This window comes from Pseudomonas sp. SDO5591_S426 (assembly GCF_054070755.1).
On record NZ_JBSVXD010000018.1, the window covers coordinates 1 to 19,155 of the forward strand.

Here is a 19,155-nt window from a genome sequence, read left to right on the forward strand (position 1 = left end):
CTCCTACAAGGGAATGCGTAATCCTTTAGGAGCTGTCGAGTGAAACGAGGCTGCGATCCTTTGATCTTCAATAAAACGCACCACTGGCATGCGACGAATGACCCATTTCAGGGCATCACGCTCGCCACATCCGCTTCAACCCTCTACCCTGAGGTGATTGGCAGGTTCTGGTCTGCCGCCTCGGGACACTGAGCCTCATGTACAAAGACCTGAAATTCCCGGTCCTGATTGTCCATCGCGACATCAAGGCCGACACTGTCGCCGGCGATCGCGTGCGAGGTATCGCCCGGGAGCTGGAACAGGAAGGTTTCAGCATCGTCTCGGCGATGGATTACACCGAAGGGCGGCTGGTCGCGTCGACGCATCACGGCCTCTCGTGCATGCTGATCGCGGCGGAAGACGCCAGCGCCCATTCTCATTTATTACAAAATATGGCCGAGTTGATCGGACTGGCGCGTGTGCGTGCGCCGGATTTGCCGATCTTCGCCCTGGGCGAACAAGTGACCCTGGAAAACGCGCCCGCCGACGCCATGGCCGAGCTCAATCAGCTGCGCGGGATTCTCTACCTGTTCGAGGACACCGTGCCGTTTCTGGCGCGGCAGGTGGCGCGGGCTGCGCGCAAATACCTGGACGGGCTGCTGCCACCGTTCTTCAAGGCGCTGGTGCAACACACCGCCGATTCCAATTATTCGTGGCACACCCCCGGCCATGGCGGCGGCGTGGCCTATCACAAGAGCCCCGTGGGGCAGGCGTTTCACCAGTTCTTCGGGGAAAACACCCTGCGCTCGGACTTGTCGGTATCCGTGCCGGAGCTCGGCTCGCTACTGGATCACACCGGGCCACTGGCGGAAGCCGAGGCTCGGGCGGCGCGCAACTTCGGCGCCGACCATACCTTCTTCGTCATCAACGGCACCTCGACCGCCAACAAGATCGTCTGGCACTCCATGGTGGCGCGCGATGACCTGGTGCTGGTGGACCGCAATTGCCACAAATCGGTGCTGCACTCGATCATCATGACCGGCGCCATTCCGTTGTACCTGTGCCCGGAGCGTAATGAGTTGGGCATCATCGGCCCGATTCCCCTGAGCGAATTCAGCCCGCAGGCGATCAAGGCCAAGATCGATGCCAGCCCGCTGACCAAGGGCCGAGCACCCAAGGTCAAGCTCGCGGTAGTGACCAATTCGACCTATGACGGCCTCTGTTACAACGCCGAGCTGATCAAGCAGCAACTGGGCAACAGCGTCGAGGTGCTGCATTTCGATGAGGCCTGGTACGCCTACGCGGCGTTCCATGAGTTTTTCGCCGGGCGTTACGGCATGGGCACGTCCCGCAGTGACGATGGCCCGTTGGTGTTCACGACCCATTCCACCCACAAACTGCTGGCGGCGTTCAGCCAGGCATCGATGATTCACGTGCAGGACGGTGGCGCTCGGCAACTGGATCGTGACCGTTTCAACGAAGCGTTCATGATGCACATCTCCACCTCGCCGCAGTACGGCATCATCGCCTCGCTGGACGTTGCTTCGGCGATGATGGAGGGCGGGGCCGGGCGTTCACTGTTGCAGGAAATGTTCGACGAAGCGCTGAGCTTTCGCCGGGCGCTGGCTAATCTGCGTCAGCACATCGCGGCGGATGACTGGTGGTTTTCGATCTGGCAGCCGTCGTCGGTGGAAGGCATCGACCGGGTGGTGACCGAAGACTGGCTGCTGCAACCGGAGGATGACTGGCACGGCTTCGGCGACGTGACCGACGATTACGTGTTGCTCGATCCGATCAAGGTCACCCTGGTGATGCCGGGTTTGACCGCCGGTGGCGCACTCAGCGAGCGTGGAATTCCGGCGGCGGTGGTCAGCAAGTTCCTTTGGGAGCGCGGGTTGGTGGTGGAGAAGACCGGTTTGTATTCGTTCCTGGTGTTGTTCTCCATGGGCATCACCAAGGGCAAATGGAGCACGTTGCTCACCGAGCTGCTGGAGTTCAAGCGCAGTTACGACGCCAACGTCAGCCTCGCAAACTGCCTACCGTGTGTGGCGCAACAGAATGGCGCGCGCTATCAGGGCATGGGGCTGCGCGATCTGTGCGATCAGTTGCACGCCTGCTATCGCAGCAATGCCACGGCCAAACACCTCAAGCGCATGTACACCGTACTGCCGGAAATCGCCATGAAGCCGGCGGACGCCTATGATTACCTGGTGCGCGGCGAAGTCGAAGCGGTGTCGATTGATGCTCTGGAAGGGCGGATCGCTGCCGTGATGCTGGTGCCGTATCCCCCGGGCATTCCGTTGATCATGCCGGGTGAGCGTTTTACCGAGTCAACCCGCTCGATCATCGACTACCTGGCGTTTGCTCGCACATTCGATAGCAGTTTCCCGGGGTTCGTCGCCGATGTGCACGGATTGCAACATGAAGACGAGGGCAATGGGCGGCACTACACCGTCGATTGCATCAAGGAATGAGGACCTTTCCCAGTATGCAACCGGTCATGAATCCAAATCATCCAGGGCTGTCGGTGCGTGTTGCCGACGAAGGTTTTGCCGCTTACATCTGGGGCAGTGATTTCAGTTTTGAAGTCGCCGCCTACGGGGCGCCGAAAATAGGCCAACCGGTGGAGCAATGGCCGGTCACGCCGATCACGCCCTACCGCAAATGCTATGGCATCGATCCTGAAGAGTTCAGCAGTTTCCGCGACGCCGCCGACAGTGCGATTTTCATGGCCTATCTGGATGACGAGCCAGTGGGCCATCTGGTGATCAGCACCAATTGGAATGGTTTTGCCCACATCGACGAACTGGCCGTACATGCCCCGGCGCGACGCCATGGCGTGGCCAAGGCATTGCTGGATGTGGCGCAGTTCTGGAGCCGCAAGAAAAAACTGCCGGGCATCATGCTCGAAACCCAGAACAACAACCTCGGCGCGTGCCGGTTGTATGAGCGGTGCGGCTACGTGATCGGCGGCATCGACCACATGCGCTATCGCGGCATCGATCCCAATACCGCCGAGGTGGCGCTGTTCTGGTATCGCGTGTTCGATAACCCGTTGGAAAACCCGATCAGCTCCCCAGCATCGCCGCGGCTTGTTCCGTGATGATCGCCAGCAAGGTCTGGACGGCGGGCGAAGGCTCGCCATTCTTCAGGGTCAAGGCGTAGAGGCTGATCGGAACGGCGGGGGCCAGCGGACAGGCATCGAGCCCGGCGGATTTGGCGCCGAGGGCGGTGAAGGGGTCGACGATGGCCAGGCCTTCACCGGCCTCGACCATGCTGCGCATCATTTGATGGGTCTGGACCCTGGTCTGAATCACCGGTGCCGGGCGCAGCGCGTGCAGTTTGTGCTCAAGCGCCGGGCTGAGCGGGTCATGACCTTCCAGACCCACCATCGCCTGACCGGCGAGATCCTGCAGCGAGATGTATTTCTGTTTCGGTTGCAGCCAGCCATGGGGCGCGAGCAATTGCAGTTTGCCTTGGGCAATCACCTGACAATCAATCTCGGCACGATCCGGATCATGCAGGCTCAGGCCCAGATCGCTTTCGCGCAGCAACAGGCTTTTGACGATATCGCGCGTGGGTTGGCTGAGAAGAGTGCAAGGCGCATCGGGCACGCGTCGACGCAGCGCTGCAATGCTTTGCGGCAATAATTGCTGGGCCAGCGGCGGGGTGCAGATGATGCGTAATGGGGGCGCAAGGTATTGCTTGAGGCTATTGGCCAGACGTTGGACAGGTTCGAGCGCCTCGTAGACATGGGCGATTTCAACCTGCAACTCCCGCGCCTCGCGCGTCGCCTGCAAGCGACCGCGCACGCTGGAGAACAGCATGAAGCCCAACTGATCCTCGGCGTCGCGCAAAATGCGCTCGACCTCGGTCACCGGCAACTGCAGCCATTCGGCGGCGGTGCCCAGGTGACCGGTCTGCAGGAGCGCCTGGATCACTTCGATATGGCGTAAGCGCATGCGTGAAGTCCATGTTCAGCAGGTGAAGGAGTCAGTGGCTGAATCCTAACCCAAGTCCGCGCATATGACTTCTGCTCATAACGTCGAGTTATGAAACGGCATTCGTTTCCGGTTCACGGGTCAGGGTGACGCCGGATTGCACCAGTTGAAACTCGTTTTCATCGAGCTTGTTTACGCGATCGCCAATGGCCAGCTTGTAGGTGGTAACAGGCGCCGAACCTGTCGCCGGGGTGGAGTCCTGGAACTCATGCACGGAATAAATGCGGCCTTCCGCGTCTCTTGCATGGAACTGACCGACGAGTACTGCTGCCATCTGCTTAGAACCTCTGGAGATAAAACGCTTGATTTGCGGCTTTGTAGACCGCCATCAAGCACGGTAAGTTTTCCTACATAAAAAAAATAATCAGGACGCAGATATACCTGTGTTCACTGGTTGAACTGTCGTCTGATCATCTATAACTACAGGCTCCCCCACGGACAATCGAGAGTCTTCCATGAGCAATGTCTATAACGTCGCCGTTGTGGTCGGCAGCCTGCGCAAAGCATCGATCAACCGCAAGATTGCGCTGGCACTGGCTGATCTGGCGCCGGCCAACCTCAAACTCACTATCGTCGAAATCGGCGATTTGCCGCTCTACAACGAAGACATTGATGGTGATTCACCGCCGGCAGCCTACAGCACTTTCCGACAACAAGTGAGTTCATCCGACGCGGTGCTGTTCGTGACCCCCGAATACAACCGTTCGGTGCCGGCGCCGATGAAGAATGCTATTGACGTGGGCTCGCGCCCTTATGGCAAGAGCGCCTGGAATGGCAAGCCGGGTGCGGTGATCAGTGTATCGCCGGGTGCGATTGGCGGATTTGGCGCCAACCACAACTTGCGCCAGTCCATGGTGTTTCTCAACGTGCCGTTGATGCAGCAGCCGGAAGCCTATCTGGGCGGTGCCGGTTCGGCGTTCGATGAGGCAGGCAAACTGTCGGAATCGGTCAAGCCGTTCCTGCAAAGTTTCATTAATGCCTTCGGGCAGTGGGTCGAGCAACACAAAAAGATGTGACAAATACCCTGAACCTGTAGGAGCAAATCTTGCTCGCGAAGAATGTCTGGGCGCCGCGATCATTCAGGCAGCCTGCGTCATCGTTGACGTCCATCGCGAGCAAGATTTGCTCCTACGGAGGCTCAGGCGAGGTCTGGAGTCTTGCGCAGATCGTCGTTTCCATTTCCGACAGCCAGGCGGCGGTTTGTGCCGCCGCTGGTTGCGCGGTAACGCAATAACGTCGGCCGCCCCAGGCCATGATCACCCAGGCATCGATGGTCGCTGGTGAGGGTTGCGCTGGCAGGTCGTCGCAGGCCGCGAAGGCTTCACGCCATTTCAGCGTCAGTTCATCGAACACTCTTCGATGATGTTTAGGTTCGGCGATCTGGTGTTCGATGAGCAGCACGGCGTGGTTGAACAGGGGTTGGCCTTCATCGTCGGGGTCGCAGGTCAGGCGAATCAGACGCTTGATCCGGGTTGGCCAGTCCTGATCGTTGGCTTGGACGACAGTTTCATCCAGTTCCTGTAACAGGATATCCAGACGATGGCGGATGTAACCGGACAGCAAGGCTTCCTTGCTCGGGAAGTAGTCGTAGAGCGTGCCGACCGCAACACCTGCTTCCAGTGCCACCTCGCGGGTGGTCAGGCCTGACCAGCCGTCTCGCTGCCAAATCCGAACAAATGCCTCATAAATCGCATCGACGGTGAAAATCGCCCGGGCCTGAGTCGGCCGTTTCAGCGGTTTTGCGCGGGGATTGACGGTGGGCAACCGGCCCTTGCTGTTTCCGAACCCGTTCTTCATCGGCGGCCACTACGCTGGTGCTACCCGCCACTGTGTCGCAGCAGGAGATTGAAGGATGCAAATCACAAGCACGGTAACACGACTGATTACCCGTAAAGATGCCCTCGATCAAAGCCGCATCGAGCAGGTTTCGCGCAGTTTCGTTCCCGCCGCGGGCGAAGTCATTCTGAAGATTGATCGTTGCGCGCTGACCACCAACAACATTACCTACGCCGCTTATGGCAATTCGATGAACTACTGGGGCTTTTTTCCTACCGGATTGGCGGAGTGGGGCCACGTCCCGGCTTGGGGTTTTGCCGATGTCATCGCGTCGGATGTCGCGGGCATCAAGGTCGGTGAGCGTTTCTACGGGTATTTCCCGATTGCCAGCCACCTGTGGATGCGCCCGGAACGGGTTACCGAGCGCGGTTTCTACGACGGCGCCGAACACCGGCAAGGTTTGACTTCGGCCTATAACCAGTACACCCGCTGTAGTTGGGACGCTTACTACAGCCCCGATACGGAAAACTTGCAGATTTTGCTCAAGCCGCTGTTCTTGACGTCTTCGATGCTCGCCGACTTCCTGCAAGACAAGCAGTTCTTCGCTGCGACCCGGCTGGTGTTCTCCAGTGCGTCGAGCAAAACCGCCTACGGCACTGCCGTCTGCCTGGGAAATCATCCTGGTCTGGAAAGAGTGGGGTTGACCTCGGCGGGCAACAAAGCCTTTGTCGAGAGTCTTGGTTGTTATGAGCGCACGGTGTCGTACGAGGAACTGGCGAACCTGCCCAACGACCGTCCAACGCTGTACGTGGATTTTTCCGGCGATCTGGATCTGCGTGACCGGGTCCACCGGCATTTCTCCGGACAGTTGATCTACAGCTGTTTCGCCGGTTCTGCGCAAAGCACCCATGAGGCTCGGCTGACTGCAATCGAGGGCCCGCAGCCAGTGTTCTTTTTTGCGCCAATCCAGATTCGCAAGCGCAATGCCGATTGGGGGCCGGAAGGGGTCAGTCAGCATTTCGGTGAAGGCTTGCTGAAATTTTTCCAGAAGGTCACGGCCACTGAAAAGCCGTTGCTCAAGGTAGTGGAAAGTCGCGGGTACGAAGCGGCGCAGGCCGTTATTTCCCGCCTGTATCACGGCCAGATCAAGCCTGTCGAAGGGCATGTCATTCGCTTGTGAGTTTCAGTTGCATGCCGCTGTGATTTCCAGACAGCGCTTTACTGTATATTCGAAATTCCATATATTCACGCCTCGTTTGTTCAGAGGCGTGTTCTTCATGTCCGACTCCCGCAGTCCCGTCGCTGTTTTCAAGGCTTTGGCCGATGACACCCGCAGTCGTGTTGCGTTGCTGATCGCGCGCGAAGGCGAACTGTGCGTGTGTGAACTGACCGCCGCGCTGGACCTCAGTCAACCAAAAATCTCCCGTCATCTGGCGCAATTGCGCAGCAATGGCCTGCTGGCGGATCGGCGACAAGGGCAATGGGTTTATTACCGGTTGCACCCGCAGCTGTCACCTTGGGTCACCACGATGTTGCAAGAGGCGCTGGCGGCCAACGTCGAGTGGCTTGCAGCCGATGTGGCCCGTTTGCAGGCGATGGTCGACCGACCTGTCCGCTGCTGCTGATTCTTTCTCATTTTTCGCAAGGCAGTCGTCCATGCTGGTAGCGTCACTGATTTTCCTGCTGACCATCACCCTGGTGATCTGGCAACCCAAAGGGCTCGGCGTCGGCTGGAGTGCGGTCTTCGGCGCAGTGCTTGCGCTGATTTTCGGTGTGGTGCACCTGACTGACATCCCTTTGGTGTGGCAGATCATCTGGAACGCCACCGGCACCTTTGTCGCGTTGATCATCATCAGCCTGTTGCTGGACGAGGCCGGTTTTTTTGCCTGGGCCGCGCTGCACGTAGCCCGGTGGGGGCGAGGCAACGGGCGCAAGTTGTTTGCCTACATGGTGCTGCTCGGTGCGCTGGTCTCGGCGTTGTTCGCCAATGACGGCGCGGCGCTGATCCTCACGCCCATCGTGATCTCCATGCTGTTGGCGTTGCGTTTCTCCAAGGCGACAACCCTGGCGTTCGTCATGGGCGCCGGGTTCATCGCCGACACCGCGAGCCTGCCGCTGGTGGTGTCGAACCTGGTGAACATCGTGTCCGCAGACTTCTTCAACATCGGCTTCAACCGTTATGCGGCGGTGATGATCCCGGTCAACCTGGTGAGCGTGGCCGCGACGTTGGCGATGCTGATGTGGTTTTTCCGGCGCGACATTCCCAAGGCTTACGATCCCGAACAACTGGAGCACCCGGAAACCGCGATCCACGATAAGGCGACGTTCTATGCCGGTTGGGCGGTGCTGGTGATTCTGTTGCTCGGCTGTTTTGCGCTGGAGCCATTGGGCATTCCCATCAGCGCGATTTCAGCGGTGTGCGCTGCCTTGCTGCTGGCCATCGCGGGCCGTGGCCACAAGATTTCCACGCGCAAAGTGATGAAAGAAGCGCCGTGGCATATCGTGATTTTCTCGTTGGGCATGTACCTGGTGGTCTACGGCCTGCGCAATGCCGGGCTTACCGGGTATCTGGCAGGTTGGCTCAACGGCTTTGCCGAGTACGGCGTCTGGGGCGCGGCGATGGGCACTGGCGTATTGACCGCGTTGCTGTCGTCGATCATGAACAACTTGCCGACGGTGCTGATCGGGTTGTTGTCCATTGATGCCAGTCAGGCAACGGGCGTGGTGAAAGAGGCGATGATCTACGCCAACGTCATCGGCAGTGACCTGGGGCCGAAAATCACCCCGATCGGCAGTCTGGCGACATTGCTGTGGCTGCATGTGCTGGAGCGCAAGAACATTCAGATTGGCTGGGGGTATTACTTCAAGGTGGGGATCGTGTTGACGGTGCCGGTGTTGCTGGTGACGTTGGCGGCGCTGGCTGTGCGGTTGTCCCTCTAGATTGTTGAAGAGCAAGATCTTTTCGCTACACCGACAAAGTCCGGATCAACCTTGCCCCGGCACATTCGGCCAAAGATCCGCCACCAGAAACAACCGCTCGGCCTCTTCCCAATCGCCCTTGGCGTTTTCCGTCAGTCGAACCAGCAACTGCGCCGGCGCCAGCGGGTCGAGGTCAGCCATCCATGCCTTCAGTTGCTCGGCGCCCCAGGTGTGCTCCGCCGTGTAGTGCGCCGGCGCCAGCCAGGCGTGGCGGGGCAGGGGTTGCCAGCGGCCGGGCGGGCTTTGCTCGATAAAATCCGGCCAGTCCTTTTGATGCAGCCAGCGACCGCGCAAATGCTGCGGATGTGCGCCACGCGGAGACGCCGCCGGCCCCGGCCATGGATAAAGCAAGTAACCACCCAGCCACAAATGCGCGCTGAACTGGCGGATATCCAGCGCCGCCAGCACTTCACGGCTCTCCGGGCGCGCCGAAATCGGCAGCTGATGCTCGCTCAGATGGGCCAGTTTGCGGTCCAGCCGATCATGGCAGCCGGGACCGAGCCATTGCGCGGCGTCGTGGCCGTCGCCCTGTTGCGGGCCGAGATACAGTTTGATCGCCAGTTCCAGGTGATGCACGCCGTCGCGATCCCGCAGCAGCATGTCCAGTTCGCCCAGCGTGTGGCCTTCGCGGCGGATCGGCATGTTGGCGGCAATCAGTTCGATGCCGGGCGCATGCTGCACGGCAAACTGCCAAAGGCGTTCGTAATACAGGCCAAGTCGCCGGGTGCGGGCCTGGGCCAGCCAGTGCAGCAGGCCGTAGCTGTCCTGATCCAGCCGGCGCAGCCAATGTTCCAGGTGCTCCGGTGCCTGCACCCAGTCGCTGCCGGCCAGCGGATGGCGTTGCGGCCACGGCGTATCGGCGAGCATCGGCGGCGCGAGGATGACCCACGCCAGATCGCGCACCTCTGGGTGGCGCAACTGGTGGGGCAACTGCAGCAAATCTGGAAATAGGATCATCTTGCGAGCATAGCCTCAATCAGGAGTACATCCTTGGCGCTGAAAGGATTTTGTCTATCCGCCGCTTTCACCCATAATCGTGTTTTTCGTCGTCGCACAGATTCCCAGCAGGAGCCCCATGGAGCAATTTCGCAATATCGGCATCATCGGACGCCTCGGCAGTTCTCAAGTGCTCGATACCGTCCGCCGACTGAAACGCTTTCTGCTCGATCGTCACCTGCACGTGATCCTCGAAGACACCATCGCCGAAGTCCTGCCGGGCCACGGCCTGCAAACGTCTTCGCGCAAGATGCTCGGCGAAGTCTGTGACATGGTGATTGTGGTCGGCGGGGACGGCAGCCTGCTGGGCGCCGCCCGGGCCTTGGCCAAACACAATATTCCGGTGCTGGGCATCAACCGTGGCAGCCTCGGGTTCCTGACCGATATTCGCCCCGACGAGCTGGAAATCAAAGTCGCCGAAGTGCTCGACGGCCACTATCTGGTGGAAAACCGCTTCCTGCTGCAGGCCGAAGTCCGGCGCCACGCCGAGGCCATCGGTCAGGGCGATGCGCTGAACGATGTGGTGCTGCACCCCGGCAAATCGACGCGGATGATCGAGTTCGAGCTGTATATCGACGGCCAGTTCGTCTGCAGCCAGAAGGCCGACGGCCTGATCGTTGCCACACCGACCGGTTCGACGGCGTATGCGCTGTCCGCCGGTGGCCCGATCATGCATCCCAAGCTCGACGCCATTGTAATCGTGCCGATGTACCCCCATACCTTGTCGGGCAGGCCGATTGTGGTCGATGGCAACAGTGAGCTGAAAATCGTCGTGTCCAAGGATATGCAGATTTACCCGCAAGTCTCGTGTGACGGGCAGAACCACTTTACCTGTGCGCCCGGCGACACCATCACCGTCAGCAAAAAAGCGCAGAAATTGCGGCTGATCCATCCGCTCGACCACAACTACTACGAAGTCTGCCGGACCAAGCTCGGCTGGGGCAGCAAGTTGGGTGGTGGAGGCGACTGATGCTCGATCCCGCGCGTAGCTACGACCTGATCGGTGACGTGCACGGTTGCGCTCTGACCCTTGAGCATTTGCTCGACCGGCTCGGTTATCACAAACAAGGTGGCGTCTGGCGCCATGCCTCGCGCATGGCGGTGTTCGTCGGCGACATCATCGACCGCGGCCCGCGGATTCGCGAGGCGCTGCACATCGTCCACGACATGGTCGAGGCCGGTCAGGCGCTGTGCATCATGGGCAACCATGAATTCAACGCACTGGGTTGGGGCACGCCGGCGCTGCCTGGCAGCGGCAAGCAGTTCGTGCGCGAACACACGCCGCGTCATGCCCGCTTGCTGCATGAAACCCTGACCCAGTTCGAACATCATCCTGGCGATTGGCATGACTTTCAGCAGTGGTTCTATGAACTGCCACTGTTCCTCGATGCCGGGCGTTTCCGCGTGGTGCACGCCTGTTGGGATGCTGGCCTGATCGAACCGCTGCGGGCGTTGTTCCCCAACGGTTGCATCGACGAGCATTTCCTCCAGACCTCGGCGGAATCAGGCTCCTTTGCCTGTACCGTGTTCGATCGCTTGCTGCGCGGCACCGACATGCGCCTGCCCCATGGCTTGACCATGACCAGCGGCGATGGCCTGGTGCGTTCGTTCTTCCGCACCAAGTTCTGGGAAGACGACCCGAAAACCTACGGGGATATCGTGTTTCAGCCAGACGCCTTGCCTGAACCCGTGGCCCAGACGCCACTGACATCCACTGAAAAAAACAACCTGTTGCGCTACGGCGTCGACGAACCGTTGCTGTTCGTTGGCCATTATTGGCGCAGCGGCAAACCGGCGCCGATCCGCCCGAACCTTGCCTGCCTGGACTACAGCGCCGTGCTCTACGGCAAACTGGTCGCCTATCGTCTGGATCAGGAAACGCGGCTCGATCCGCATAAATTTGTCTGGGTCGATGTCGAGCGACCGGAGGTTTTGCAATGAGTTCTGTGGCGGTATTGCGTCTGCCGCTGGCAGTGGACTTGAGCGGCTTCGTCAAATTGCTGCAACGCATGCAAGTGCCGCATCGGGTCAGCGAAGAGGCGGGCGAACAGGTGTTGTGGGTGCCGGACAACATCAGCGAAGACGTTCGCGCCTTATATGAACGTTTTCCGGCGGGCGATCCCGACCAGCAACTGGACATTCCGGTGGCGCAAACCCGGAAGCGCCCCGGTTTCGTCGAGCAAGTGCGTTATGCCAAGGCGACCGCCGCGATACTCCTGCTGAGCGTGCTGGTCGGTGCGCTGACGATGCTCGGCGACAACCTCAACACAATGCGCTGGCTGACCTTCCTTGATTTCCGCATCGTCGGCGAATACATCCACTTCACGCCACTGGCCGACAGCCTGGCGGCGGGGCAGTGGTGGCGCCTGGTCACACCGATGCTGATCCACTTCGGCATCCTGCACCTGGCCATGAACGGCATGTGGTACTGGGAGCTGGGGCGGCGCATCGAATCGCGCCAGGGCAGCATCAACCTGGTCGGCCTGACCTTGCTGTTCAGCCTGGTTTCCAACTACACCCAATACGTTTTCAGTGGCCCGAGCCTGTTTGGCGGGTTGTCCGGCGTGCTGTACGGCTTGCTCGGGCACTGCTGGATCTTCCAGCTGCTGGCGCCGAACCCCGCTTATCGTCTGCCCCGTGGGGTGCTGGTGATGATGCTGGTGTGGCTGCTGCTGTGCCTGTCCGGGCTGGTCTCGATGATCGGCTTCGGCGAAATCGCCAACGCGGCCCATGTCAGCGGGTTACTCATCGGATGCTTCACCGGTTTGTTGGGTGGTTTGTACAACCGCCGTAAACTGGCCGCCTAATTTCAGAACATGCAATAAAGAGACGGAGACCCAATGTCCTCTTTTAACGAAATGATCAAGAACATCACCCCGGACATCTACCAGAACCTGAAACTGGCGGTGGAAATCGGTAAATGGGCCGACGGTGGCAAACTCACCGCCGAGCAACGCGAACTGTCGTTGCAAGCGATGATCGCCTGGGAAATCCAGAACCTGCCCGAGGAAGAACGCACGGGTTACATGGGCCCGCAGGAATGCAGCTCCAAATCGATCCAGGTGCCAAATATCCTGTTCAAGTCGGATGCCATCCATTGATCGAGATTGGCCGCGGTGCAATCAGCAAAATGTCGGCGCGCCTGGACGGGCCGAACGTGCAATACGCATTTCGTCTGGGCGAAACCGAGGTTCCGGTCAATCCGTTGATCGGTACCACGGTGCGCCTGGAATACCTGGGGGCGATCCACTGCACCCATTGCGGACGCAAGACCAAAACCAGTTTCAGCCAGGGTTACTGCTACCCGTGCATGACCAAGCTGGCCCAGTGTGACGTGTGCATCATGAGCCCGGAACGCTGCCATTTCGACGCCGGCACCTGCCGGGAACCGGAGTGGGGCGAGAAGTTCTGCATGACCGATCACATCGTCTACCTGTCGAATTCATCCGGGGTGAAAGTCGGGATCACCCGTGCCACCCAGCTGCCGACGCGCTGGATCGATCAGGGCGCCAGTCAGGCGTTGCCGATCATGCGCGTCTCCACCCGCCAGCAGTCGGGCTTCGTCGAGGACCTGTTCCGCAGTCAGGTGGCCGACAAGACCAACTGGCGCGCCTTGCTCAAGGGCGATGCGGTGTCGGTGGATCTGCCGCAGGTGCGCGACCAGTTGTTCGACAGCTGCGCCGAAGGCCTGCAAGGTTTGCAGGAACGATTCGGCCTACAGGCGATTCAGACTATTGCTGACGTCGAACCGCTCGAAATCCGCTTTCCGGTCGAACAGTATCCGGCGAAAATTGTCAGCTTCAACCTGGACAAGAATCCGATTGCCGAAGGCACGCTGATGGGGATCAAGGGCCAGTACCTGATCTTCGACACCGGTGTGATCAATATTCGTAAGTACACGGCCTACCAGCTCGCCGTGCATAGTTAAGGACTCCAGCATGCGCACCGAACAACCGAAGATGATCTACCTCAAGGACTATCAGGCCCCCGAGTACCTGATCGACGAAACACACCTGACCTTCGAGTTGTTCGAGGACCACAGCCTGGTCCACGCGCAACTGGTGATGCGCCGCAACCCTGAGCGTGGCCCGGGCCTGCCGCCGCTGGTGCTGGACGGCCAGCAACTCGACCTGCTGTCGGTGACCCTGGCCGACCGCGAGCTGAGCGAAGCTGACTACCAACTGACCGAGAACCACCTGACGCTGCACCCGACCAGCACCACGTTCACGGTCGACACCAGCGTGCGAATCCACCCGGAAACCAACACGGCGCTGGAAGGCCTGTACAAGTCCGGCACGATGTTCTGCACCCAGTGCGAAGCCGAAGGCTTCCGCAAGATCACCTATTACCTCGACCGTCCGGACGTGATGAGCAAGTTCACCACGACCGTGGTGGCCGAGCAGCACAGCTATCCGGTCCTCCTGTCGAACGGCAACCCGATTGCCAGCGGCCCCGGCGAAGACGGCCGGCACTGGGCGACCTGGGAAGACCCGTTCATGAAGCCGGCGTACCTGTTCGCGCTGGTGGCCGGTGATTTGTGGTGCGTTGAAGACACCTTCACCACCATGACCGATCGCACTGTAGCGCTGCGCATTTATGTCGAGCCGGAAAACATCGACAAGTGCCAGCACGCCATGAACAGCCTGAAGAAATCCATGCGTTGGGACGAAGAGGTCTACGGTCGCGAGTACGACCTGGACATCTTCATGATCGTCGCCGTGAACGACTTCAACATGGGCGCCATGGAGAACAAGGGCCTCAACATCTTCAACTCCAGCGCCGTACTTGCCCGCGCCGAAACCGCCACCGATGCCGCGCACCAGCGGGTCGAGGCAATCGTCGCCCACGAGTACTTCCACAATTGGTCGGGCAACCGCGTGACCTGCCGCGACTGGTTCCAGCTGTCGCTCAAGGAAGGCTTTACCGTATTCCGCGATTCGCATTTCTCCGCCGACATGAACTCGGCGACGGTCAAGCGTATCCAGGACGTGGCCTACCTGCGCACCCACCAGTTCGCCGAAGACGCCGGCCCCATGGCCCACGCCGTGCGCCCGGACAGCTTCATCGAGATTTCCAACTTCTACACCCTGACCGTGTACGAAAAGGGCTCGGAAGTGGTCGGCATGATCCACACCTTGCTCGGCGCCGAAGGTTTCCGTAAGGGCAGCGACCTGTACTTCGACCGTCACGACGGCCAGGCCGTGACCTGCGATGACTTCATCAAGGCCATGGAAGACGCCAATGGCGTGGACCTGACCCAATTCAAGCGCTGGTACAGCCAGGCCGGTACGCCGCGTTTGGCGGTCAGCGAGTCCTACGACGCTGCGGCAAAAACCTACAGCCTGACCTTCCGTCAAAGCTGCCCGCAAACCCCGGACAAGGTAGAAAAACTGCCGTTCGTGATTCCGGTTGAACTGGGCCTGCTCGACAGCAAGGGTAACGAGATTGCCCTGCGTCTGGCCGGTGAAGCTGCTGCACAAGGCACGACCCGGGTGATTTCGGTAACCGAAGCCGAGCAGACATTCACGTTCGTCGACATCGCCGAACAGCCGCTGCCGTCGTTGCTGCGTGGCTTCTCCGCGCCGGTGAAACTGAGCTTCCCGTATAACCGCGATCAACTGATGTTCCTGATGCAGCACGACAGCGATGGCTTCAATCGCTGGGATGCCGGTCAGCAATTGTCGGTGCAGGTCCTGCAAGAGTTGATCGCCCAGCAGCAGAAGGGCGAAACGCTGGTGCTGGATCAGCGTCTGGTTTCGGCCTTGCGCACCGTGCTGTCCGATGAGTCGCTGGACCAAGCGATGGTCGCCGAAATGCTCTCGCTGCCAAGCGAAGCCTACCTGACCGAGATCAGCGAAGTGGCGGATGTCGACGCAATCCACACTGCCCGTGAGTTTGCCCGCAAACAACTGGCGGATGCGCTGTTCGAAGGTTTGTGGCTGCGTTATCAGGCCAACCGCGACTTGTCCAAGCAAACCCCGTATGTGGCCGAGGCCGAGCATTTCGCCCGACGTGCCTTGCAGAACATAGCGCTGTCGTACCTGATGCTCAGCGGCAAACCGGAAGTGTTGGCCGCGACGCTGGAACAGTTCGACGCGTGCGACAACATGACCGAACGCCTGACCGCGTTGGCCGTGTTGATCAACTCGCCGTTCGAAGAGCAGAAGGCCACGGCACTGGCCAGTTTTGCCGAGCACTTCAAGGACAACCCGCTGGTCATGGATCAGTGGTTCAGCGTTCAGGCCGGCAGTGGGTTGCCGGGTGGACTGGAACGGGTCAAGGCGTTGATGCAGCATCCGGCGTTCAACATCAAGAACCCGAACAAGGTGCGTGCACTGGTCGGTGCGTTTGCCGGGCAGAACCTGATCAACTTCCATGCGGCGGATGGTTCGGGGTATCGCTTCCTGGCGGATCTGGTGATCGAGCTGAACGGGTTTAATCCGCAGATTGCTTCTCGCCAATTGGCGCCTTTGACTCGCTGGCGCAAGTATGACGCTGCGCGTCAGGCGTTGATGAAAGGGGAGCTGGAGCGGATTCGGGCTTCGGGGCAGTTGTCCAGTGACGTGTTTGAGGTGGTTAGCAAAAGCCTTGCCTGATAAAGACTGTTAACGTTGCCCGGGACAATAAGTCCGCGAAATAAAAATGCCCATATCGAAAGATACGGGCATTTTTTATGGCTTACACGTTACCGCGATTGAAGGTCAGTTCCAGCGGGTTGAAGAGCGACCTGAAGAAATCGTCGGCCGTGCGGACGGCCGTCTTGTCTTGTTGGGTCAATTGCGCCGACTTGAATCGCTCAATCATCTGTTGATCGATCGTTCGAATAGCACTGAGGACGGCCTCATGTTCGCCCGCATCTTTCGGATGGTCCGCCGTCAACTGGTCAGCGAACGTAGCCAGGCAGTCCTGAGCCGAGGAGAAAAACGCATCAGGGTAAACACCTGCGTCACCGGGTAAATATTGGGTATTGAACAAGTAATTCAGCGTAGTGGAAAACTCTCGAATAATGGCCAGGTTATCAGCGAGCGTGGTGTATTTAGCCTCCTCACAAAACGGGAATGATTCAATCTTGAAAGGCGTTTCGCTATTTATCTTAAGTTGTTGAGCATAGGTATAGGTTTGCCGAAAAACCGCGGCAGGCGTGCCGCTGACAACCACCGTGCCGAGTGGTTTTCCATCTTCAATGTCACGATTGATGATGTCCGCGACGTTGATCGCGTTTTGACCGCTGTTGGTTGAGAACGGATCAACAGTTATACGCTGTGGGTCGATGCCTTTATCCGTCAGCAATTCTTTAAAGCGGTCACCCTCGGTTCTGTTGGTCGCGATGACATGTCGATCGGTCGTGCCGTGGCCGCCGAACCCACTGGTAATAAACTTTATGTGCTTGCTGTCCGCGAGCTTTTCAGCAATGAACGATACGTAGGTTTCGTCGTTGTTGCCGTTCAGAACGATGTAGCAGTCCGGTCTGTCATGTCCCTGTAGCCAGTCAGTCATGCTGCTAGTGGAAGGGGCAATGGATGTGACGTTGCCTTTGTCGACGGACAAACCAACCGGTGAGGCGAGTATCGACAGACGGCCGTTGGCCGCCTCGCTCAAACTGGACTGGATGCGTGTGGCCAGTTCTAACTTCGGTGAGGTACCTGACGTTTTTTGTTCAGCGAGTTGGTAACCTTCCTTGATCAGATTGTGCATGGTGAGAGCGGTATTCAGGTTGTCTCGCACTTTAGCCTTGATCTGTTCGGAGGACAGTATCTTGGTATTAATGGTGGACGAGTAGGGCCGTGGCACGGTGTCAAAGAAACTGCCTGACTTGATAAAGCCTTTTGAGGTCGAGAACTCGAGCTGCCGATTTTCCTTGGACAGTTCCAGGCTGGCCTTGCCTTGGGAAACATTGATGAGTTCTTGTGAAAGGGTGGTGGAACGGGTTGTGGCAGCATCGCTTTGGTGTGTTTGGTTGATTGACGAGGTACTTATCGGCGGGAGCATGTCTTGCCTTCCTGGGTGGATGTCCTGGGTAACCCTATTGGCTAACCGATCGGCGAACTGACAAAAAACGCTCATTTAGACTGCGGTCGCCTACGACGCTCACTGCGACATCGACCAAGAGTGCGCAATCACCCAATCGAATACCCCTACATTCACCCAGGTTCCGATCCCTCCCGGTTAACAAAACATAACGTGCCGTCGATTGTCAGCCCTTCAAAAACACCGATAGGATAAGCCAGCTTCCGAAGGGGCTCTGGATTGCGGGTTTCAGGACTATGCTCTGAAACAGTCATCCCGGTCAGCACCCTAGCGGCGCCCAGAAAGGTTGAACGACCTAACAATAATAATGGGGGAAGGTCTATGAGTGAGCCTGTCATGGGTGTGGGTATCTGCCGCCCGCCGGCATTACGCAAATTCGCGTTGCTGGCTACAGCGCTCTCGCTGTTGGGCTCTGCCATGCTGTCAGCACCTGCGCTGGCCGCGGCTGCGCCGGCATCCGACGTTGTTTATTCGATTGAATCGGCCAAGGCCAGCAAAAGCCTGATGCTCGATGTCGTCCACGCAGGCAAGCGCCTGGTGGCGGTCGGGGATCGTGGGCACATTCTGTACTCCGATGACCAGGGCACAACCTGGACTCAAGCCAAGGTGCCAACCCGGGCACTGCTGACCTCAGTGTTTTTTGTCGATGACAAACACGGCTGGGCCGTCGGTCATGACGCGCAGATCCTCGCCAGCGAGGACGGCGGCGTCACCTGGACCAAGCAATTCGAAGATCTGAAGCGCGAATCGCCGCTGCTCGATGTCTGGTTCCAGGACGTCAACAGCGGCTTTGCCGTGGGCGCTTACGGTGCTTTGATGACCACCACCGATGGTGGGAAAAACTGGGAAGATGTCAGCGACCGGCTGGACAACGAAGACCAGTTCCACCTCAACGCCATCGCTGCGGTCAAGGACTCCGGTCTGTTCATCGTTGGTGAGCAGGGCAGCATGTTCCGCTCCGCCGATTGGGGTCAGACCTGGGAAAAACTCGAAGGCCCGTACGAAGGTTCGCTGTTTGGCGTGATCGGCACCGCACAACCTTCTACGCTGTTGGCGTATGGCCTGCGCGGCAATCTGTATCGCTCCACCGATTTCGGTAGCAACTGGGAACAAGTCGAACTCAAGGCCGAACGCGGCGATCTGGAGTTTGGCCTGTCCGGTGGCACGCTGCTCGAAGATGGTTCCATCGTGATCGTTGGCAACGGCGGTTCGGTGATTCGCAGCAGCGACGATGGCGCAACCTTCGAAGTGGTCAACCGTAAGGATCGCATTTCCGTCTCGGCGGTCACGGCGGCAGGCAATGGCAATCTGGTTCTTGCAGGACAGGGCGGCGTTCGCGTCACTTCGCCGAACGGCACCGAGTCGGGCAAATGAGCCGGGTTAATAATAAGAAGGC

Annotated in this window: 18 protein-coding genes; 13 read left to right on the forward strand and 5 right to left on the reverse strand. The window is 59.1% G+C overall.

Annotated features, from left to right (window positions below; genetic code table 11):
* Nucleotides 1-197 precede the first annotated feature (197 nt).
* Nucleotides 198-2,453, forward strand: coding sequence for an Orn/Lys/Arg family decarboxylase (locus ACW9JC_RS06240; protein WP_457454199.1), 2,256 nt, complete (start codon nucleotides 198-200; stop codon nucleotides 2,451-2,453).
* Between the two features lie 14 nt (nucleotides 2,454-2,467).
* Nucleotides 2,468-3,082 carry a GNAT family N-acetyltransferase gene (locus tag ACW9JC_RS06245; protein WP_457454201.1) on the forward strand — a complete coding sequence of 205 codons (615 nt, stop codon included), beginning with the start codon at nucleotides 2,468-2,470 and terminating at the stop codon, nucleotides 3,080-3,082.
* Here ACW9JC_RS06245 and ACW9JC_RS06250 read toward each other — a convergent pair.
* Both ACW9JC_RS06250 and ACW9JC_RS06255 read right to left on the reverse strand, forming a co-directional pair.
* A complete protein-coding gene (locus ACW9JC_RS06250; protein ID WP_457454203.1) occupies nucleotides 3,048-3,941 on the reverse strand; it encodes a LysR substrate-binding domain-containing protein in 894 nt (297 codons plus the stop codon). The genes ACW9JC_RS06245 and ACW9JC_RS06250 overlap by 35 nt on opposite strands.
* A gap of 88 nt (nucleotides 3,942-4,029) precedes the next feature.
* Nucleotides 4,030-4,254 (reverse strand): hypothetical protein, encoded by a 225-nt coding sequence (locus ACW9JC_RS06255; RefSeq protein ID WP_457454204.1) that lies wholly within the window; start codon nucleotides 4,252-4,254, stop codon nucleotides 4,030-4,032.
* Nucleotides 4,255-4,435: 181 nt separating this feature from the next.
* Between ACW9JC_RS06255 and ACW9JC_RS06260 the strand changes: the two genes are divergently transcribed.
* The gene (locus tag ACW9JC_RS06260) at nucleotides 4,436-4,996 is read left to right on the forward strand and encodes an NADPH-dependent FMN reductase (RefSeq protein WP_338580489.1); all 561 of its coding nucleotides are present in this window, start codon (nucleotides 4,436-4,438) and stop codon (nucleotides 4,994-4,996) included.
* Nucleotides 4,997-5,108: 112 nt separating this feature from the next.
* Here ACW9JC_RS06260 and ACW9JC_RS06265 read toward each other — a convergent pair whose 3' ends face one another.
* Nucleotides 5,109-5,777, reverse strand: coding sequence for a TetR/AcrR family transcriptional regulator (locus ACW9JC_RS06265; RefSeq protein ID WP_457454205.1), 669 nt, complete (start codon nucleotides 5,775-5,777; stop codon nucleotides 5,109-5,111).
* Between the two features lie 55 nt (nucleotides 5,778-5,832).
* Between ACW9JC_RS06265 and ACW9JC_RS06270 the strand changes: the two genes are divergently transcribed.
* The 3 genes from ACW9JC_RS06270 to ACW9JC_RS06280 all read left to right on the forward strand — a co-directional run bounded on the left by ACW9JC_RS06270 (nucleotide 5,833) and on the right by ACW9JC_RS06280 (nucleotide 8,696).
* On the forward strand, nucleotides 5,833-6,936 hold the full coding sequence (locus ACW9JC_RS06270; protein ID WP_457454206.1) for a DUF2855 family protein: 1,104 nt from the start codon (nucleotides 5,833-5,835) through the stop codon (nucleotides 6,934-6,936).
* Between the two features lie 97 nt (nucleotides 6,937-7,033).
* The gene (locus ACW9JC_RS06275; protein WP_457454207.1) at nucleotides 7,034-7,381 is read left to right on the forward strand and encodes a metalloregulator ArsR/SmtB family transcription factor; all 348 of its coding nucleotides are present in this window, start codon (nucleotides 7,034-7,036) and stop codon (nucleotides 7,379-7,381) included.
* Between the two features lie 31 nt (nucleotides 7,382-7,412).
* Nucleotides 7,413-8,696 (forward strand): arsenic transporter, encoded by a 1,284-nt coding sequence (locus ACW9JC_RS06280; RefSeq protein ID WP_457454208.1) that lies wholly within the window; start codon nucleotides 7,413-7,415, stop codon nucleotides 8,694-8,696.
* Between the two features lie 45 nt (nucleotides 8,697-8,741).
* Here ACW9JC_RS06280 and ACW9JC_RS06285 read toward each other — a convergent pair whose 3' ends face one another.
* Entirely contained in the window at nucleotides 8,742-9,692 is a 951-nt protein-coding gene (locus tag ACW9JC_RS06285) for a DUF1853 family protein (RefSeq protein WP_457454209.1), read from the reverse strand.
* A gap of 118 nt (nucleotides 9,693-9,810) precedes the next feature.
* On the opposite strand from ACW9JC_RS06285, the gene ACW9JC_RS06290 reads away from it, so the two are divergent.
* Genes ACW9JC_RS06290 through pepN form a run of 6 tightly spaced genes read left to right on the forward strand, consistent with a single transcriptional unit; the run spans nucleotide 9,811 to nucleotide 16,327 of the window.
* The gene (locus ACW9JC_RS06290) at nucleotides 9,811-10,701 is read left to right on the forward strand and encodes an NAD(+) kinase (protein ID WP_011333623.1); all 891 of its coding nucleotides are present in this window, start codon (nucleotides 9,811-9,813) and stop codon (nucleotides 10,699-10,701) included.
* Entirely contained in the window at nucleotides 10,701-11,672 is a 972-nt protein-coding gene (locus tag ACW9JC_RS06295; protein WP_338580494.1) for a metallophosphoesterase, read from the forward strand. Before ACW9JC_RS06290 ends, ACW9JC_RS06295 begins: the two co-directional genes overlap by 1 nt.
* The gene (locus ACW9JC_RS06300) at nucleotides 11,669-12,538 is read left to right on the forward strand and encodes a rhomboid family intramembrane serine protease (protein WP_338580495.1); all 870 of its coding nucleotides are present in this window, start codon (nucleotides 11,669-11,671) and stop codon (nucleotides 12,536-12,538) included. The genes ACW9JC_RS06295 and ACW9JC_RS06300 overlap by 4 nt, the downstream gene beginning before the upstream one ends.
* A gap of 33 nt (nucleotides 12,539-12,571) precedes the next feature.
* The gene (locus ACW9JC_RS06305; RefSeq protein WP_338580496.1) at nucleotides 12,572-12,832 is read left to right on the forward strand and encodes a YeaC family protein; all 261 of its coding nucleotides are present in this window, start codon (nucleotides 12,572-12,574) and stop codon (nucleotides 12,830-12,832) included.
* Nucleotides 12,829-13,659, forward strand: coding sequence for a DUF2797 domain-containing protein (locus tag ACW9JC_RS06310; protein ID WP_448108107.1), 831 nt, complete (start codon nucleotides 12,829-12,831; stop codon nucleotides 13,657-13,659). The genes ACW9JC_RS06305 and ACW9JC_RS06310 overlap by 4 nt, the downstream gene beginning before the upstream one ends.
* Before the next feature lie 10 nt (nucleotides 13,660-13,669).
* A complete protein-coding gene (gene pepN, locus ACW9JC_RS06315; protein ID WP_457454211.1) occupies nucleotides 13,670-16,327 on the forward strand; it encodes an aminopeptidase N in 2,658 nt (885 codons plus the stop codon).
* An 82-nt stretch (nucleotides 16,328-16,409) separates the two neighbouring features.
* Here pepN and ACW9JC_RS06320 read toward each other — a convergent pair whose 3' ends face one another.
* The gene (locus tag ACW9JC_RS06320; protein ID WP_457454212.1) at nucleotides 16,410-17,720 is read right to left on the reverse strand and encodes an ElyC/SanA/YdcF family protein; all 1,311 of its coding nucleotides are present in this window, start codon (nucleotides 17,718-17,720) and stop codon (nucleotides 16,410-16,412) included.
* A 360-nt stretch (nucleotides 17,721-18,080) separates the two neighbouring features.
* Here ACW9JC_RS06320 and ACW9JC_RS06325 point away from each other — a divergent pair, with 360 nt between their 5' ends.
* Nucleotides 18,081-19,133 carry a WD40/YVTN/BNR-like repeat-containing protein gene (locus tag ACW9JC_RS06325; protein ID WP_338580501.1) on the forward strand — a complete coding sequence of 351 codons (1,053 nt, stop codon included), beginning with the start codon at nucleotides 18,081-18,083 and terminating at the stop codon, nucleotides 19,131-19,133.
* Nucleotides 19,134-19,155: the final 22 nt, after the last annotated feature.

Bases quoted from the DNA above. Each gene is read 5' to 3' on its own strand.
- ACW9JC_RS06240 (WP_457454199.1), top strand. From the start codon at position 198: ATGTACAAAGACCTGAAATTCCCGGTCCTGATTGTCCATCGCGACATC.
- ACW9JC_RS06255 (WP_457454204.1), bottom strand. From the start codon at position 4,254: ATGGCAGCAGTACTCGTCGGTCAGTTCCATGCAAGAGACGCGGAAGGC.
- ACW9JC_RS06295 (WP_338580494.1), top strand. From the start codon at position 10,701: ATGCTCGATCCCGCGCGTAGCTACGACCTGATCGGTGACGTGCACGGT.
- ACW9JC_RS06260 (WP_338580489.1), top strand. From the start codon at position 4,436: ATGAGCAATGTCTATAACGTCGCCGTTGTGGTCGGCAGCCTGCGCAAA.
- ACW9JC_RS06325 (WP_338580501.1), top strand. From the start codon at position 18,081: ATGAGTGAGCCTGTCATGGGTGTGGGTATCTGCCGCCCGCCGGCATTA.
- ACW9JC_RS06290 (WP_011333623.1), top strand. From the start codon at position 9,811: ATGGAGCAATTTCGCAATATCGGCATCATCGGACGCCTCGGCAGTTCT.
- ACW9JC_RS06280 (WP_457454208.1), top strand. From the start codon at position 7,413: ATGCTGGTAGCGTCACTGATTTTCCTGCTGACCATCACCCTGGTGATC.
- ACW9JC_RS06300 (WP_338580495.1), top strand. From the start codon at position 11,669: ATGAGTTCTGTGGCGGTATTGCGTCTGCCGCTGGCAGTGGACTTGAGC.
- pepN (WP_457454211.1), top strand. From the start codon at position 13,670: ATGCGCACCGAACAACCGAAGATGATCTACCTCAAGGACTATCAGGCC.
- ACW9JC_RS06245 (WP_457454201.1), top strand. From the start codon at position 2,468: ATGCAACCGGTCATGAATCCAAATCATCCAGGGCTGTCGGTGCGTGTT.
- ACW9JC_RS06305 (WP_338580496.1), top strand. From the start codon at position 12,572: ATGTCCTCTTTTAACGAAATGATCAAGAACATCACCCCGGACATCTAC.
- ACW9JC_RS06270 (WP_457454206.1), top strand. From the start codon at position 5,833: ATGCAAATCACAAGCACGGTAACACGACTGATTACCCGTAAAGATGCC.
- ACW9JC_RS06275 (WP_457454207.1), top strand. From the start codon at position 7,034: ATGTCCGACTCCCGCAGTCCCGTCGCTGTTTTCAAGGCTTTGGCCGAT.
- ACW9JC_RS06250 (WP_457454203.1), bottom strand. From the start codon at position 3,941: ATGCGCTTACGCCATATCGAAGTGATCCAGGCGCTCCTGCAGACCGGT.
- ACW9JC_RS06265 (WP_457454205.1), bottom strand. From the start codon at position 5,777: ATGAAGAACGGGTTCGGAAACAGCAAGGGCCGGTTGCCCACCGTCAAT.
- ACW9JC_RS06285 (WP_457454209.1), bottom strand. From the start codon at position 9,692: ATGATCCTATTTCCAGATTTGCTGCAGTTGCCCCACCAGTTGCGCCAC.
- ACW9JC_RS06320 (WP_457454212.1), bottom strand. From the start codon at position 17,720: ATGCTCCCGCCGATAAGTACCTCGTCAATCAACCAAACACACCAAAGC.